Source organism: Sphingobacterium sp. UT-1RO-CII-1 (assembly GCF_026711005.1).
Lineage (GTDB): Bacteria > Bacteroidota > Bacteroidia > Sphingobacteriales > Sphingobacteriaceae > Sphingobacterium.
This window is the reverse complement of sequence record NZ_JAPPVJ010000002.1, coordinates 120,746-138,450: the sequence shown is the minus strand read 5'-3', so window position 1 is coordinate 138,450 and position 17,705 is coordinate 120,746. Positions and strand designations below refer to the sequence as shown.

Here is a 17,705-nt window from a genome sequence, read left to right as displayed (position 1 = left end):
GTTTATTTCATCTTTTAGCATAAAAAATGTAGTTTCGAATATAAACAACTTAAATACTATGTTTTACTTAAATAGACTATTCCTCTTGGCATTTCTCCTGGGGACCACACTAATTACTTATGGCCAAACACTTAATATTGCGAGTTATAATTTGCGCTATGACAATAAAGACGATGCCGCAAAAGGAAATGCATGGACAGAGCGCGCCCCTATTATCGCTAATTTAGTTGCATTTCATGGATTTGACATATTCGGAACACAGGAAGGACTTTATCATCAATTGCAAGATTTGAAAAATGGTTTGCCTGATTATGAATATGTAGGTGTAGGCCGTGATGATGGAAAGCAAGCGGGCGAGCATTCTGCTATATTTTATAACACAACTAAATTTGATTTAGTAGAGCATGGTGACTTTTGGCTCTCGCAGGACATATCTAAACCAAATAAGGGCTGGGATGCGGTTTTGCCAAGAATTTGTACATGGGCGAAGCTAAAGATAAAAGAAAATGGCAAAGAGCTTTATTTTTTCAATATTCATTTCGACCACGTAGGGACGAAAGCACGAAGCGAAAGTGCAAAACTTATTTTAGAGAAAGTAAAAGATATGGCAGCAAACCATACGGCCATACTAACAGGCGACTTTAACGTAGACCAAAACAGCGATAGTTATAAAGTGCTGAATACGTCTGGAATTTTAAGAGATGCTTATGAGCTTTCACCTATTAAGTATGCTAATACAGGAACGTTTAATAACTTTAATCCAAATACAAAAACAGAGAGTAGAATAGACCATATTTTTTTAACTAACGATTTTCAGGTAACTCGATATGGAGTATTGACAGATACTTACCGCTCGCCAAATAATGTTGAGGCTTATCAATCAGGAAATTTTCCTAAAGAAGTTTCTTTAAAAGATTATACGGCTCGACTTCCGTCAGATCATTTCCCGGTTCTTATTTCTATTATTATGCCCAATAAGTAGACTTAAAATAGTTGAGTTATTGCAACAAGAATAAAATATAAATGCGTGTTGTTTAGACGATACGCATTTATTTTAGGAATAGCTGCTATTTACATTTTGTTCGGAAGTACATTGGGCTCTCCTATAATTCGTATCAATATTCTTCTTCCTTCGCTTTGATCAAAGCTTTTGTTCCGTCACTATTCATAAAGTATCGCCACCCTTTCTCAGTAACTATAAGAGGCCAAGTATTATCTTTACCCGAATAATTTCTCCTCAAAGCCTCGTATTGAGGCGTTATAATGATTTCTCCTGTTATATCAGCTAAGCCATACTTATCGTCCTTGCGTACAATAATATAGGGGTAATTGGAATTATAATCAATGTATGTGTAAATAGGATCGAGCAGGATAGCTCCGTGCCTATTGACTAAGCCACTTAGCTTGCCTTTTTTGAATTGTAAAAATTCGCTTTCTGCCCCCATTGCATTGACTGCATCAAATTCGAAAGGAACAATAACATTACCTTTTAAATCTATCATCCCATATTTATAAGCTTCTTCACCCTTTTTAGCCGCTAAGGCATATCCTTCGTAAAAAGCATCTACTTGATCGACCTCCTCAAATCGCTGCTCCTGCCCTTTTTCATTAACAAAGAGATTGGCTTCGCTGGTATAAATCTTTTTTAAACCATGGTAAAAATCACCGTGGTTTTTACTGCCATAACTGGGAAAACGAAGTAAATCATAGTATTCTTTACTAGACCATTTTGAGTTTTCATAAACTATGTTTCCTGCCGAATCTATTAGTTTGTAGGTTTTATCTTGCATCTCTGCGATCCAAAAACCATTGGCAAGTAAGTGGTACTCCAAAGCCGGGCCAGGAAGTTTATTGTGTTTATTTTCTTTTATATTGTAATCATAAAATTCATAGTCATAAGTGGACAACTCTTTCCTGATTTTTATATGCTCTGTATTTACAATTTCTATGTTTTGCTCGGCAATGGGAATAATTAGTTTTTGCAAATCCAAATCAAAAAGACCAATCTCCTCCCTGTAGCTGTTCTCCTTTTTTCCATTAGAAAAAGAAAAAAAACGATCGAAGATTAAATTGTCATCATTTACAGCGACTTTGGAGAACTGATAAGACTCATCGAATGCGTATAGAAGTGGTAAAATTTCTTTTCCCTGATCATTAATTATTCCCCATTTATTATCATTTTCCACCCAATAAAATGTTTTACCCTTAAAATAACGGAGATCAATATTGTTATATTTACCAATTGGAACTATTGGTTCTCCTTGCCACTTAAAGACACCTTTAGAATCGCCCTTAGCAGCTGCTATCAGATAGGGCTGTGCGTCAATTTCCTGTTCATAATCCCAGCGTGCTTTTAGCTTATTAATGTCTACGCCCTTGATGTTTCGAGCATTGAACGGAGCTACTGGTGCAGATTCGCTCCGGTATCTACCTGCGGCAGTCAAAAAACTTATTTCATCATATTCAAAATTAAGAACCTGTTGTCCGTCGCTGCTAATAACCCCGTATTTTCCATTTTTCTTAGCAACAGCTAAGTTTCTTACAAAACCATTAATAAGCTCTAAATTGGGTTCTAAAATAACTTTCTTTGTTAAAGGATCAAAAATACCAAATTGACTATTTTCTTTAAAAACAAGATTATTAGATCCTGAGATATACTGGTATAAGCTGTGCCCGGATATCAGTTCCGTGCCCGTAGTATCAAAAACATGGACTCTATCAGCAATTTTGCCTTCAAAACGGACTTCTTTACCATAATATAAAATGCGCATATAATCGTCGTATTCGACAGGGATGATAAGTTCTCCATTGGCCTTAGCAACCCCCGCAAAGTCATCGTTTCTCACCTCTACATACCCTTCATTATAGTATTTACTGAGATACTCAAACTCAGGTTTATGTACTAATTCTCCTGTTGCTGCGGATACCCACCCCCACAGCCCATCGATTGCTACGCCAATAACAGCTTTATTTATCACTTTTGCTTCACTATACTCAAAAGGTACAATCAATTCTCCTCGTTCGTTGGCTACACCTACTTTGTTATTTTGCTGCAACACGGCAAACTTATAACGGTAGTCTATACCCTCGTACCATTGCCCTTCGTAGTCTGTTTCTAATTTTATATGATCATATATTATAGGAATTAACAGTTCACCATCATCACGTAACATACCGTATTTACCATCCTTAATAACAACCAATAGATCTGCTGCATATTCATCAACATCATCGACCCAAATATTGCTGGCAGCGTGATAATAATAGGTTTTACCAGCTTTTTTTACGGATACCATAGGTGATATGTAGTTGTCAAAATCGATGGATTCTACTACTTCATATACTTGCGAAAAAGCTAAAGGAATATAAAATAACGGCAGGAAAATAAATAGGTATTTCATCTATGAAAGTCATTACAACAAAAAGCAAACCTACGTAAATTCATTATTACAGTCAATCAGAAGAGAAAAAAGTTAACTGTTTGTTAATATATAAGTCACAAAAAACCTTTATTTTTATTTAAATAAACTATTGTATCATAACATATTAAACTTCTTTTTATGAAAACTATAATTTATTACTTCCAAAACCTAATAGTGAGACTATTTGTTACACAGTTTAATTCATTTTATTCTCCTCTTCGATCAGTAAAAAACTAAACAATGCACAAGAAAGCCTATGGATAGATGTAAAAAAGACTTCGGGGATGATTTTATATGGGGTGTTTCGACAGCAGCATACCAAATAGAGGGAGCCCATAATACAGATGGTAAGGGGGCATCTATTTGGGATACTTTTGTCCAGAAAAAAAATAAAATATTCGGAAAGCAAGATGCTAACGTAGCATGTGATTTTTATAATCGCTACGCAGCAGATCTCGCACTGATGCGTCGTATGAATATTCCCAATTATAGATTCTCAATTGCTTGGAGTCGGATATTACCACAAGGCACTGGTGAAATAAATGGACTGGGGATAGATTTTTATAATAGAATTATTGACTTGGCGTTGGAGCTGGGGATAACGCCCTGGGTGACATTATATCATTGGGATCTTCCGCAAGCATTAGAAGATAAAGGAGGTTGGACTAATAGGGACGTTAAAGATTGGTTTGCGGATTATGTAGCTATTTGTGTCAAACATTTTGGAGATCGGGTAAAGAATTGGATAGTTATTAATGAACCGACCGTATTTACGGGTGCAGGTTATTTTTTTGGTGTACATGCCCCCGGAAAAAAGGGCTTTAATAACTTTCTTGCAGCCGCACACCATACAGCCTTAGCACAAGCAGGCGGAGCACGTATCATAAAATCTCTACAAACGGGTAGTAACGTAGGAACTAGCTTTTCCTGCTCGCACATAGAGCCTTATACTGCACGGAATAAGGATAAAATTGCGGCAGCAAAAGCAGACGCTTTACTGAATCGCTTTTTTATAGAACCTTTATTGGGTATGGGCTACCCTACTCAAGAAATTAAAGCCCTTCGAAAAATAGAAAAGTATATGCAGCAAAACGATGAAGCCAACCTGCAATTTAATATGGATTTTATAGGGATACAAAATTATACGCGCGAAATTATACGCCATACTTTATTTGTTCCTTTCTTACAGGCTAAAATAGTAAGTGCACAAAAACGAAAAGTAGAAACTACGGCCATGAACTGGGAGGTTTATCCCGAATCTATCTATGAGGTTTTAAAGAAGTATTCTAGTTATGCCAATATACCTCCTTTGATTATTACAGAAAACGGGGCGGCATTTACAGACGAACTAGTGGATTGCAAGGTGCATGACCCTAAGAGGAAAGCTTATCTGCAACAGGCAATTGAGCAAGTATACCGAGCAAAAAACAAAGGTCTGAATGTCCATGGTTATTTTGTATGGACCTTTTTAGATAATTTTGAGTGGGCAGAGGGTTATCGACCGCGGTTCGGATTAGTGCATGTCGATTTTGAAAATCAAAAACGGATTGTAAAATCATCGGGCAAATGGTATGCGGATTTTTTGAAATAACAGTTAAAGATCGAGCTTATAAAAGACTTCATTATCCAGTTTCCCATCTGGCCATACAGTTGTTTCAAGATGTGTGAAGCTGAATCCAAAGCGTTGGTTAGCTGCCTTGGACGCATCATTTCATGCACAAAGAGAAACAAATGATGCATGAACATTGCATATCATAAGCGCTGCCAAACTTATCAGGCTCTGCTAACAGTGCTTCTAGCCTGATACTTTTATAGTCTGCCCATTGCTTTTGCGACAATCTATTTAATGAATATTTTTTCCTGTTATTTTCCATTTTTAAAGATAATTAGCTAAACATTTTATAAAACTATATGTTTTTAGAACTAAAGTCTACATCCACTAAAATTATGGTTTGTTATTAAATATTATTTTACGATTTTTATTTAACCAAAATAGTATGGGTACTTATAGTCTGAAAGTGTAATTAAATATGAAAAAACTCTTATCTCTTCCCTTTTATATAAAACTAGCCTGTATATTAATCAGCATCATTGCTGTAGTGTATATAGCTAGCGTAGGGCAAACTATTATTGTTCCTTTCATTTTGGGGAGTTTATTTGCTTTGCTCTTGACACCATTTGCTACATGGATGGAGCGAAAGTTAAGAATGCCCAGAATTTTAGCCTCATTGATATCGTTGCTACTGTTCTTTACATTATTAACAGGTATAGTTGTATTGCTAGGCTCACAAATGACCAACCTAAAGGAGGATTGGCCAGCCTTTGAAAAACAAGTTGTAGCAGGCTTAGAGTCTTTTCAAGATTGGATAGCTGCGACCTTTAATATAGATTATTCCGATCAAATGGAGTATGTGACAGATACTTTAACAAAATCAGTCAGTAGAGGTACTGCCATACTGGGGGTAGCTATATTGTCGATGTCGTCTACATTTATTTTACTGGTCTTTACTTTTTTATATACATTTTTCATATTGGTTTATCGCAGACATATTGTACGTTTTCTTCTACTTTTGAACCACAGCAATCATCACAATACGGTATTGGACATCGTTTCCCAGATACAATATGTCGTAAAAAGATATTTGATAGGCTTATTTTTACAAATGATTATTGTGGCTACTATGACTTTTATAGCGCTTACTATTATAGGTGTTAAGTACAGTTTAATGCTAGCCATATTTACAGGTTTTTTTAATGTTCTTCCATATGTTGGAATATTTCTTTCTATGTTGGTGATTTCACTAATTACTTTTGCAACTTCTTCTCTTCTGCATGTTGTATTTGTTTTAGTAGCCTTGGCGGTAATTCATTTTATTGATAGCAATTTTGTAGTACCTAAAATTGTAGGATCAAAAGTTCAGGTTAACTCCATGGTAGCTATGATGGCTATTTTTTTTGGAGAACTTCTATGGGGTATATCCGGAATGTTTTTGGCCATTCCTATTTTAGCAATCTGTAAAATCGTGTTCGACCGTGTGTTAGAACTTAAACCTTGGGGGTTTTTACTCGGAGAGGAGGATGACTCAGAGCACTTTATGGAACTAAAAAAAGAAATATGTGAAGAGAAAAACTCTGTATCCAGAAGTAATAGTTGATTTAGATAGTAACTGCCCCTTTAGGGGCAGAACCAAATAGGTTGAAATGCTAGTCCTCGACTATTACTTTCGTTCCTGAGTCGTATATGAGATTTTTAGCTAAGGGGAATAAATGAGCTTCGGATTCATAAAAGTGCATCATGTAGCCTGCTGTATTGACAAAAACAAATAGATCACCTACTTGTGGCATGCTTTTAAAAAGTATTTTTCGCTTTAGTATATGCTCCTGTTCTAAACAATAGGCGCCCACTAAATAGCCTTCTACTTGTCCGTCACCAGGGGCATCGCTATTTGTTAAATGTAGCGGATCAACCAAAAAATCAGCGCTGGAACTTCGAAGCTGCGTTCTATTCATTTCTAAACCTATTAGTAAATTGTTTTCTGTATCTCTTTTTCGAAAAGCTACTTTCGCTACAGTAATACCGCATTGATCTAATAACGAACGTCCCGGTTCCATACGGATTTCCAGATTTAAATTTTTTAAAAAATGATATAGCGGTTGGTCATTAAATCGTGTTTCAAGTATTGTTTTGAGCAAATTTTCCTTATTTACTTTATTGTAATAGGGGTATACGTCTATCTTCCCTAGCAATTTGCCTTCGTTTAAAATCAATCCTAAACCATCATTGCCGTAGGTAATGGGGTTTAAATCTCCTAATACAGCTTCTTTGAGAGCATCATTAAAGTTGTTCCACTCCTGTTCATTGGCTAAATAATTCATTAAAAAACCTCCTCCCATATCGAGAGATTTTGTTTTTATACCCACTTGGTGTAAGCGCTCAACCAGTTCGCCACTCTGATAGAGTGCAATAGCCCGCTCTTCAGCGTCATAACCATTAAGGTGGAAATGTAAACCGTAATATCGGAAATAAGAGAATTCTTTTCCCTTGCCTATTCTTTCTGTGATTATTGAATAAGCATCATCAAGTCTAAACCCAAATCTGCTTTTTAATAGTTTATTCTGCTTTACAAAGCCAGAAAGTCGCAATATAACATTCGCTTCTATCGCTAAGTTTTCACATACTTCTTGTAAAAGCTTCATTTCATCCTCATTATCTAAAACTATTTCTACCTGATTCTGCACCAGCATTTCTAATAGCTTCCTATTTTTTACTGCTGCAGTACATACTATACTATCAGCAGGAATGCCTGCATCTAGACATTGTTTCACTTCGCGATAACTAGCAGTATCTATTCCTTGATTGATTTGCCAGCTTGTTAGAGGAAATACTAAACATTTATTGGCCTTTCGCGCGTAGTAAATTTTATGGCGAAGTCCGTAAGAGCTAAGAACATGACTATAGCTGTGTACATTGGATTGAAAATTATTTATACAATGAATATTGATAGGTGACTCATATTGTTTCAAAGCCCTGTTTAATAGCTCTTTATTATTTACAAGATCCTCTATCCACCCCGCCATTAGGGGGGTCAAGTAATAATGTTTTGTTTTTTCCATACTATGATTTACCCTCTATTTTATTTATTTTCTCTATTACAAATTCAGTCCAGTCTTCTGCATAATTATGTACCCGTCGGGATAAACTATCGTTATCAAGCACATTACTTTCTGTAGGTGTGCCGTAGGCAAAAAGAGCGAGTTTATTTACTCCCTTCCCCATAACCCTTCCCCTATCATTTATCTTTATAGCTCCCGTTTCATAAGGTCCGTTACAATATATTTTTGCTATTCCTTTTATAATCAAAGGGCTATATAGCGAATGTGGAGTGGTTGGTAAATTTGCTTTTGGAATATGTGCATATATTAAGGCGTCGCATTTAATGGTTTCATGCGCTTCATTTTCCAATAAAACATGACCTTCATTTATTTTCACCTGTGGCGGGCTACTAAAATTGAACTGTAATTTCCCAGATCTCATCAATTCAACCAGTTTCTCAGCATTGATCACAGGAGGACCGAAACAAACCCTCGATATTGCAGGGTACCAATAATTATCAAATTTCTTCTGGCTTTCAGGATTTAACCCTCCATGTGCATATATGTTTTCCATAATTGGTCGAAATTCTCTAAGCTTATGGAGCGCAGATGTAATCGGATCAATCTCGTTTGACTTGCAGCGGGCAATTGCTTCTTGTAAGTATTTCAAAATCCAACTGTTGTAATGTGTTCGATCTTTTTCACTTAGGTACTCATTGGGAAATAGTAAGCGATGAAGTGAAAAAGGCTCATTATCTGAAGGAATATTTTCTTTTCCATACTTGGCATTACAACTGCTTAGGTTATCTTTTATTGTATAATAAGCGAAGCAAATTTCATCATCTAATAGCGGTAGCACCTCTGTGTCAAAATCGATGTTTTTTTTATTTATTAACCCCTGCCAATAGTCATGATGTAAAAATGCGCTGCTGTCTATTTCACTTGCAACATGGGGGACACGCGGAAGCATAGGAAGATTAGTGCGTGAGTAAGGCAACATTTTCGGAATATTACAGGGATCGCCAGAGCTTGATAATGTTATTACGGTATCTATAAAGGATAAACCCATGCCTTGGATAGCAATATTTTTCAAGCCTTTAAGGTTTTGTAGAGCTTTTACAGGGTAAGCTTCGTAGACAGGACTATTAGCTGACCTTTTATTTACAAATTTACTTGCGTAGGAATGTCCTGTACACAAAATCACAGAATCATATCGATTGCTATGCACATATATGCTTTGGTCTGAACATTCAATATCAGTGACATCGCAAACAACCCTATTTAATGTTACGTATTGTGGCAATTGTTCGATTAGGAGGTTACAGCAGTCTTTTAAGTAATAACCAACAACAGCCCGGGATGCAAAATCTAGCGCTGTCGGTTTCTCTCCTAATGCGGTATGTTGGGTTAACCAATTGAGTAGAGAAAGACGGCTATCATCATTGCATTCCCATGCATTGATATTGCCAATGGCATAGTTTATAAGTAGATTGTCCGGTTGATCTGTATCATAGTTTGGACCGGCACCAAAATCAGCGGCTTTATTGTACCAATCTATTGTTATAGGGAAATCGACACGAAACTTTAATACTGTACTAACCAAGGTATCCAAAGCATACATTCCTTTAGGTCCCCCTCCTACAATGCCCACTCGAAAATTTTCTTTACCTGTTTCAGTAGACTCTTTATAGGGCGTTTTTTTATTTAACAGTAGTTTAAAATCATGGGATAAATGAGTCGTTTTCCAAATCATTTCTTATCTATTTTTCTTTTAACCCACTCTGTATCGTAAATGGTGTCTAAATACCGTTCACCATCATCGGCTACAATCATACAAACATCAGCACCCGGCTCTAATGTGGGTGCTCTTTTCATTAAAGCAGCTACTTGAGCACCTGTCGATCCGCCGGCTAAAATGCACTCAAGCTTAAGTAATTGATAGCAACCTGCGATAGTCTCTTGTTCAGAAACTAACTGATGCGCATATAAACTCTGAGTAATGTCAAAATCAGGCTTTCTACTTGCTCCCATTCCTGGGATGTAACGGGTTTTAACTTGGTCGCTAAAAATTAAACTTCCTTCGGCGTCAACAGCTATAACTTTTGTTTTGTCTTGATTTACTGCAATTTCATCTAAGATCCCTCGAACAGAGCCACACGTACTTACTGCTGTAAATAGATAATCAGGACTATGGCCTAAATCAGCTTTTATCTCCTTAAATATGTGTCTGTGTGCTTGAGGGTTATCGGGGTTGCTGTACTGATTGGTCGTATAACTATTGGGAATAGATGACAATAGTGTTTGAACCCTTTTTAAACGTGTATTTAGATAACTCCCTGTTCCATCTGTTACTGAAACCATTTCTATGTGAGCCCCATACAATTGCAGTATTTTTAATGTCTGGCTATTTATATTGGGATCAACCACAGCTATAAATTTTAAACCTAATAAACTACATACTCTTGCTAAACCAATGGCCATATTTCCTGAAGATGATTCGATGACTGTGGTTTTGGTATTAATAAGCTTTCGTTTCAATGCTTGCAGTAAAATATTTTTAGAACTCCTATCTTTTAAACTTTTGCCCGGATTCATGGATTCCATTTTAGCGTAGACGTTTATTTTGAGCTCTTGTGACAAATTGTCCAAATGTACCAGCGGTGTTTTTCCAATATGATTCAAAATGTTATCCATAAACATACTATCTGCCTAAATGAACTACTTTCATAACTATCCTCTATTTAAAAACACGAACCCTTTCCTTTTTGTTTTCCAAAAGGTGAGTAGCTATTAGAAATCTTATGAATAAAGTCTATGATTAAAACTCTAAATACTCTTTTTATTTTAGCTAATTATTTTAGTATTTTTGTTTTTATAATACTAAAAATATGCAAAATAAGCTTTTGGAAAAACTGTCGATTTTAGCGGACGCCGCAAAATATGATGTCAGTTGTAGTTCAAGTGGTAGTAATCGAAAAAACAAAAATAAAGGTTTAGGCAATGCCGGTGCAGGGATTTGTCATACCTATACAGAGGACGGCCGTTGTGTATCGCTTTTAAAAATATTATTGACCAATCATTGCATTTTCGATTGCGCATATTGTGTTTCTCGGCGAAGCAATGATGTCAAACGTGCCGCATTTACAGTGCAAGAAGTGGTGGATCTGACAATAAATTTCTACCGAAGAAATTATATTGAAGGATTGTTTTTGAGCTCTGGTATTTTTAAAAATGCAGACTATACCATGGAACGTCTTGTGCTAATCGCTAAAAAATTGCGCAAAGAACATAATTTTAATGGTTATATTCATTTAAAAACAATTCCTGGCGCATCCCCAGAGTTATTGGACGAAGCAGGCCTATATGCAGATCGATTAAGTATCAATTTAGAGATCCCAACAGAAGATGGCTTAAAATTGTTGGCTCCCGAAAAAAATCGAAAAGACATGATCGAACCCATGCAACATTTAAAGGATCGAATAATAGAACGTAAAGACGAGCGCAAAGTGATTAAAAGCTCACCTATTTTTGCACCAGCGGGGCAAAGTACACAAATGATAATCGGGGCAAGCGGTGAAACCGATCGTCAAATTATAAGTCTTGCACAAAACTACTATCAAAACTATAAGTTAAAGCGTGTCTATTATTCAGGATATGTACCAATATCTATGGATAAGCGCTTGCCAAATATTGGCACACAGGTGCCTACTGTTCGTGAAAACAGACTCTATCAATCGGACTGGCTCATGCGTTTTTATGGATTTGAAGCTAACGAAATTGTCAATGAAACTAACCCTTTGCTGGACTTAGATGTAGACCCGAAGTTGGGTTGGGCATTGCGTAATATGGACCAGTTTCCAATCGATATTAACCGAGCTGCATATAGCTTGATTTTACGAATTCCAGGGATTGGCGTCGGTTCAGCGAAAAAGATTATAGCTGCACGCCGTTTCGGTTCTTTAAATATAGAGCATCTTAAAAAATTAGGAATAGCCATTAACCGGGCAAAGTACTTCATTATATGCAAAGGATTCCAGCAACTTTACGCAGATAAACAAGCCGATGTGATCAAAAGTTATATACTAAATTCTTCAGCGAGTAAATATAAATCTATCGTAGGAAGCCAGTTAAATTTATTCTAGCAATTCAAAGTTTGTATATGAAAGATAGTGTTATCCTTTTTGATGGGTCGTGGGCAGGTTTATTGAGTACAGTATTTGATGTTTTCGACTATAGGCTGAACGCTGTCGATATAGGTGTTGTAGGTATTTACCAAACGGCTTTATTTACTACAGCACATGAGGTACAGACTACAGCAAAAAAGGCAGAGCGTGTACAAAGAGCGTTATTGAGTAAATTGAATAAACAAGCTTATCTAGACTTATATTACGTTTATCTAATAGAAAAACCAATAGCTTACAAACTCGTTGTACGCACCATATGCTATTACCTTAAAGCACAAAGTGATCATTCGCGAAATTTCACAAATGATAGCATCTTAGAAATCAGGCATCAAGCCCGATCCGTTTGGCGAGAGCGGCACCGTATGAAGGCTTTCGTACGCTTCAAATTGTTAAAAGGCGGACTTTATTTAGCATTAATAGAACCTGATTTTAATGTCTTACCACTAATAGTTAAACATTTTAGAGAACGTTATGCTGATCAGGTATGGTTAATTTATGATGTAAAAAGAGAATATGGTATTTATTATGACCTAACAAATACAAGTGAAGTAAAGTTTGCAAAAGACGAACAGCCCTCTGGCAAATCCATTGCTTTGCAGGTAGATGATGATGAAAGAAAATATGATGAACTTTGGCGTCGGTATTTCAAAGCTGTAAATATTGTTGAACGAAAGAATACTAAACTTCATATCCAACATGTACCACGACGATATTGGAAGTACTTGAATGAGAAGTTGTAGTTTGTCCTAAACAAGAAAAACTTCAACATAGTAAAGTAACATTTTTAACGCAATTAATTTATAGGGAAATATACCTAATGCTAGGTATATATATTACCCTTTTATAGTGCTATTTTTGCTTCCATAACAATAAACACTTAACTTATACTGAACCATGAAAAGACATTTACTTTTTAGTTTAGCCTTAGCTTCATGTGCACTTATGCATTCGTGTAGCAAGGATAAAACTCCCGCTGATGAAGGCGAAATAGACTTCGAGCTACCTTATAGTAAGGAGGGAATTGCAGCGGACAAAGATTTTTTAGAAACCGAAGGACGGGCAACTGTGAAAAAGATGGAGGCTTTGGCCAGTGAACCAGCTATTGAGGCATTGCAAACCTTAGCAGACTTAGGTACTCTTGACATATCCGTAATGGATATTAATAAATTTGGACGCTCGGGCCAAACCGTATCAGGTATTCAAAAAATGTTAAGTACGGTGGTAAGTATCAATAGCTCGGCACAGGAACTTCAAAAGTTCAGTGATAGTTTTGGTATTTACACGTATAATGCGAAAACAGGAAATTTTGATAAAACATCATCAAATGATAAAATAGAGGTTTTATTTCCTGCTAAAAAGGGAGCTAAAAGCAATACAGCTAAATTTACGGTAACTTATCAAACAAACGGCAAAACGATTGATTTGGACGGTGATCTGTATGAAATCCCCACCGCTATAGCCGCGGGGATGCTAGTAGACGGAAAATCTGCTATGGAGCTAAAAGCAGTATTGGAAACACATGGAGATAACATGCCTAAGTTGGCGCAGGCAGACTTATCTATTGGGCAATATAAAGCTACAACGAATGTAAGCAATGAAAGTAGCGTTGTTAAAGCTAATTTTGCCTTATTACTAGGAAGCGACGAAATATTAAGCGTGTCAGCTGATTCAAAGCACGATAACCTTACGTATAAAAAACTACAAGACCTTAATAAAGAATATACGGAAACTTGGGACGGTGGCTCCTATACGTATACTGAGTTTGATGGTCATGGTTTTTTAGAGCTTGTTAAAGGTTCAAACCTGTCATTCAAAATCGCAGGCGTACAATTTCTTGGGTCTACAGACTTTAGTAAACTTGTAAACGCTTTACCTGCTGATCCTGATTATCCGGAATACCCTCAACATCAGTATTACGTTAGGATGTATGAACTACATAAAAAATTCAATGAAGAGGGCTCTATAACCCTGAACGACTATCAGAAAGAGTTAGCAAAGCTAGAGCAAGAAAGAGAAAAGCTTGAGGCAGATTACAAGGTGGCACAAGCTACTTACAGGCAGGAAGTTAGTGCTATCGAGAAAAAATATGTAGAGGGTGAAGTGGCTGCTTTTAATAATAATATGCAATTGGCTATATTTAATACGGTAAAAAGCACAAAACTAGCTACAGTGAAATTCCAAGTAGCGGAATCCAGTTATAGTTACGATAATAATGAAATTGTTCAATATTACTATGATGCGGAACCTGTTCTTGTATTTGGAGATAAATCGCAACAGTCTTTCGATGAATTTGGAGATAAAGGCTTTGGTAACCTTATCACGGATATTGAAAGTTTATTGAAAAAATTTGAACGGTAACAGTAGTCAAATGATATAATGGAGGGAGAGTAAGCATTTACTCTCCCTTTTATTTGGGTTCTAGATTAACTTAATAAAAGTGCTAACAGTAATTAATGACCAGTCTTTAGGTACAAAAACTATTTTAATTTGGTGTGATGAGCTGGCTGTGCGATGCTGTACCATACCAAATGCCAATACATGGCCCTGATACATTGCCTTGCAACAACTTATTTCCTCCGAAAAGAGGAATGTTTGCACTGAGTTCTTGGTATTTATTCCAGAAGTCATTGGCTTGCTTATTCATATTGCTCACTTTTACGATGATTGGGACATCCCGCAGGAACAAAGTACTCCCAGGTTCTTCAAAGTTAGAAAGACGATTTCTGTATAAAGAACTCTCAAAATATTGGTTGATAAACTTACTGTCATCTGTAAATTTAGGTGTCGTAGGAGAAAACTCCATAATAGAATCCGGTCGTGTATAAAAGCGATAATAATCAAGCTGAGGCGTATCATCGAAAAGACGGATGTAAAGCTCCTTACGCATAGTGTCCACCTTATTATCTTTAAACCAAAGGGAATCTATTTCAGGTCGATGATCTGGGATATACGTTTCACCTTCCATTATGATATCGTTATACGTGACTTTTAATTTATAGCTCTCGCCGAGTTTTCCTTTCAAGCGTCTTGCCTTATAATAATAGTAAGGAAATACTTTTTTATCATGTATAAGAGTTAACACCTCAGTATCATCTTTTGATACAACTTCAACCTTTGCCCAGCGAATTATAATCTGCTCAAGCAAGGCTGAATCAATTTTTGCATTTATAGGTATATTATGTGTGATCTTCACTACAGGAAAATCATCTACTTCAATATTTCCGTCAATAATAAATTTAGGTGTATACGATAAGCCATCGTCTAGATCTTTATTATTACAACTTAGGAATAAAGTCAATAGGGATAATAATAAAATTACTCTCATAAACGTACAGAATAACTAAACATAGGAATAAATGGTAAAACAGCTAGATCCTTTTGCGAGGTATGAATATATTGCCCTCCTTCATCAAGGGATCCCTCATAGTGAGAGAGTCTAAATAATGGGTTGGCCCGATTGTAGACATTAATAATATGTAAACCTATTTCATGTTTTATTCGGTTTCCTGTTGTGAAATTTCGGCTTACACCCAGGTCCAATCGATGATACAAAGGCATTCTTACGCTATTATAAGGGCCATATTCAGATAGGATATTATTATTTAAAAAATAGCGTCCTACTTCAGGTGTGTAATTTAGCCCACTCTCTAGATTGAAATTACTGGACAATTTCCAAAACTCAGAAATCTGATAGAGCACGTTCATATTCAATTGATGAGGCCTGTCATATTTAAAAGGAAATTTATTCCCATCATTAAGATCATCAAACCAACGAAAAGCCCTCGAATATGTATAAGCTGTGGTGCTCTGCAAACGCTCACTAACATACTTTGCATAAATCTCAACACCATAACTTTTCGCGCGGCCTTGATAGAGGGAATGTACAACGTTGTTTTTTTCAACGATACTATTTATATCGCCATTAAATTCATAAACGTTTTTGAGGTCGCGATAAAAAGCTTCAGCAGAAAGCTCCCATCCTCTTTGTTTATTATTTAAGAAATAAAAGCCCATGGTATACTGATCTTGTGTACTCGGACTGATCTCAGCACCTCCTCCTATCCAAAAATCAAGCGGTAAGCTGGTTGCACTCATAGCAATATTCTGTATATGCTGTCCTGCTCTGTTCCACCCCAATTTGAACGAGTAGTTGTCTTTAAACAGATACGAAAACGTTATTGTGGGCTCCCAGCTATTCCATACTGATTGAACCTTTTGGTCGTTATAATCATTATTTTGGTACTTGACAAAAGCCAGACCAGCCTGGGCACTCCAATGCTCAGCTATATTAAGTTGTGTTTGTAAAAAGAGGTGGTGTTGCAATATACGTTGTTTTAAATGATTTAATTGCTGCCCGCTCTCTGCCATTTGTAGGTGAATATCCACCGGATTTATGCGATGAAAACTACCTATATAACCGACCTCTAAACCATGTTGTCTTTTAAACTTATATTTTAGGTCGTATTGAAGACTGCTGACATTGTTTTTTAAAAAAATATTACTTCCTGACGAATTGTAGTCAAAGTCGAGTTTATAATTATACGCTGTTTGGGAGAGTCCAGCCTTTAGCTCATGCCCCTCGCCTAACTGTTGCTGATGGTACAGACCTACAAGCCGATTTCCCCAATCCATTTTTTGATAAACTGTCTTCTTGTTAAATTGCATTTTAAACCTGTCTTCTCCTTGGTAGCTTGTCAATTGTGTGAATCCATTTTTCCAGCGGTAGTAAAGGTTAATATTTAGGTCGTAAATATCATATCCTGTCGGATTCTTTTTATTAATAAATGGCCAGACTAAAAGGTTTAAAAAAGATTTACGGGCCTGCCCTTCTAAGTAAAAACGTGGAGTTATTTTTTTCTTGATCGCAAAATCTGCATTCAGTATGCTAGCATGGAAGGCTATTTCGTTACTTAACGAATCAAAACGCTCTTGAGCACTTTGCATTTGAATATAGGCACTTAACCTGCCCGATAAAAACGCTGGAGGTGCACCATTATAAAACCGAATATGATTAACCATTTCCGGATTAATAAGTGGGAAAAGACCAAATAAGTGATGAGGGTTATAAATTGTAATGCCGTTATACTGAATAAGATTGTGTCCATTATCTCCACCACGAACATATAACCCTGAATTTAAATCACCGCCTGAAGCTACCCCTGGCAAAACGCGTACTGCATTCAAAGGGTCAAGATTTCCCAAGAATTTAAAAGTCTGTTGGATCTCTGCTTTGCCCATGCGAATACTCTGATCACTATGGTTTCTTCTTGGAATGGATTTCAATAATTGGATTTCCTCAAGTTGAACAGCTTTTCTATTGCTCAAAGAGTCGGTCAATCGTTCTTTGGAATGCTGGCCAAACGACTGAAGTACAGAGAATAACATTATAATAATAAGTCTATACATTGGTGTGTCTAAAGTACGATTATTTACTATAATATACACTGATAATATTCTTTAAATATTATAGTAGAATCAAAAAATAGAACTGTTTTTATAAAGCTAT

Annotated in this window: 12 protein-coding genes; 6 read left to right on the top strand and 6 right to left on the bottom strand. The window is 36.3% G+C overall.

Translation table 11 applies throughout. The features are described from left to right. The first annotated feature begins 58 nt into the window (after window positions 1–58). Window positions 59–982, top strand: a complete 924-nt coding sequence (locus tag ORI89_RS04470) for an endonuclease/exonuclease/phosphatase family protein (RefSeq protein WP_268229241.1) — start codon at window positions 59–61, stop codon at window positions 980–982. Window positions 983–1,115: 133 nt separating this feature from the next. Here ORI89_RS04470 and ORI89_RS04465 read toward each other — a convergent pair whose 3' ends face one another. Then, window positions 1,116–3,401 carry a WG repeat-containing protein gene (locus tag ORI89_RS04465; RefSeq protein ID WP_268229240.1) on the bottom strand — a complete coding sequence of 762 codons (2,286 nt, stop codon included), beginning with the start codon at window positions 3,399–3,401 and terminating at the stop codon, window positions 1,116–1,118. 277 nt (window positions 3,402–3,678) lie between these two features. Between ORI89_RS04465 and ORI89_RS04460 the strand changes: the two genes are divergently transcribed. Both ORI89_RS04460 and ORI89_RS04455 read left to right on the top strand, forming a co-directional pair. Next, window positions 3,679–5,013 (top strand): GH1 family beta-glucosidase, encoded by a 1,335-nt coding sequence (locus ORI89_RS04460; protein ID WP_268229239.1) that lies wholly within the window; start codon window positions 3,679–3,681, stop codon window positions 5,011–5,013. Between the two features lie 439 nt (window positions 5,014–5,452). After that, window positions 5,453–6,577 (top strand): AI-2E family transporter, encoded by a 1,125-nt coding sequence (locus tag ORI89_RS04455; RefSeq protein WP_268229238.1) that lies wholly within the window; start codon window positions 5,453–5,455, stop codon window positions 6,575–6,577. Between the two features lie 49 nt (window positions 6,578–6,626). Here the strand turns inward: ORI89_RS04455 and ORI89_RS04450 are convergent, their stop codons facing one another. Genes ORI89_RS04450 through sbnA form a run of 3 tightly spaced genes read right to left on the bottom strand, consistent with a single transcriptional unit; the run spans window position 6,627 to window position 10,709 of the window. Continuing rightward, window positions 6,627–8,036, bottom strand: coding sequence for a hypothetical protein (locus ORI89_RS04450; RefSeq protein WP_268229237.1), 1,410 nt, complete (start codon window positions 8,034–8,036; stop codon window positions 6,627–6,629). Between the two features lies 1 nt (window position 8,037). Further along, window positions 8,038–9,768 (bottom strand): FAD/NAD(P)-binding protein, encoded by a 1,731-nt coding sequence (locus ORI89_RS04445; RefSeq protein WP_268229236.1) that lies wholly within the window; start codon window positions 9,766–9,768, stop codon window positions 8,038–8,040. Beyond that, on the bottom strand, window positions 9,765–10,709 hold the full coding sequence (gene sbnA, locus ORI89_RS04440) for a 2,3-diaminopropionate biosynthesis protein SbnA (protein WP_268229235.1): 945 nt from the start codon (window positions 10,707–10,709) through the stop codon (window positions 9,765–9,767). Before sbnA ends, ORI89_RS04445 begins: the two co-directional genes overlap by 4 nt. Before the next feature lie 194 nt (window positions 10,710–10,903). Between sbnA and ORI89_RS04435 the strand changes: the two genes are divergently transcribed. From ORI89_RS04435 to ORI89_RS04425, 3 genes are all read left to right on the top strand, one after another. Continuing rightward, the gene (locus ORI89_RS04435; RefSeq protein WP_268229234.1) at window positions 10,904–12,157 is read left to right on the top strand and encodes a putative DNA modification/repair radical SAM protein; all 1,254 of its coding nucleotides are present in this window, start codon (window positions 10,904–10,906) and stop codon (window positions 12,155–12,157) included. 17 nt (window positions 12,158–12,174) lie between these two features. Next, the gene (locus ORI89_RS04430; protein ID WP_268229233.1) at window positions 12,175–12,939 is read left to right on the top strand and encodes a TIGR03915 family putative DNA repair protein; all 765 of its coding nucleotides are present in this window, start codon (window positions 12,175–12,177) and stop codon (window positions 12,937–12,939) included. Window positions 12,940–13,093: 154 nt separating this feature from the next. Then, window positions 13,094–14,557: a hypothetical protein gene (locus ORI89_RS04425; RefSeq protein WP_268229232.1), complete on the top strand. Its 1,464-nt coding sequence runs from the start codon at window positions 13,094–13,096 to the stop codon at window positions 14,555–14,557. A 124-nt stretch (window positions 14,558–14,681) separates the two neighbouring features. On the opposite strand, the gene ORI89_RS04420 is transcribed toward ORI89_RS04425, so the two are convergent. Then, window positions 14,682–15,524, bottom strand: coding sequence for a hypothetical protein (locus ORI89_RS04420; protein WP_268229231.1), 843 nt, complete (start codon window positions 15,522–15,524; stop codon window positions 14,682–14,684). Then, entirely contained in the window at window positions 15,521–17,644 is a 2,124-nt protein-coding gene (locus ORI89_RS04415; RefSeq protein WP_268229230.1) for a TonB-dependent receptor plug domain-containing protein, read from the bottom strand. Before ORI89_RS04415 ends, ORI89_RS04420 begins: the two co-directional genes overlap by 4 nt. Window positions 17,645–17,705: the final 61 nt, after the last annotated feature.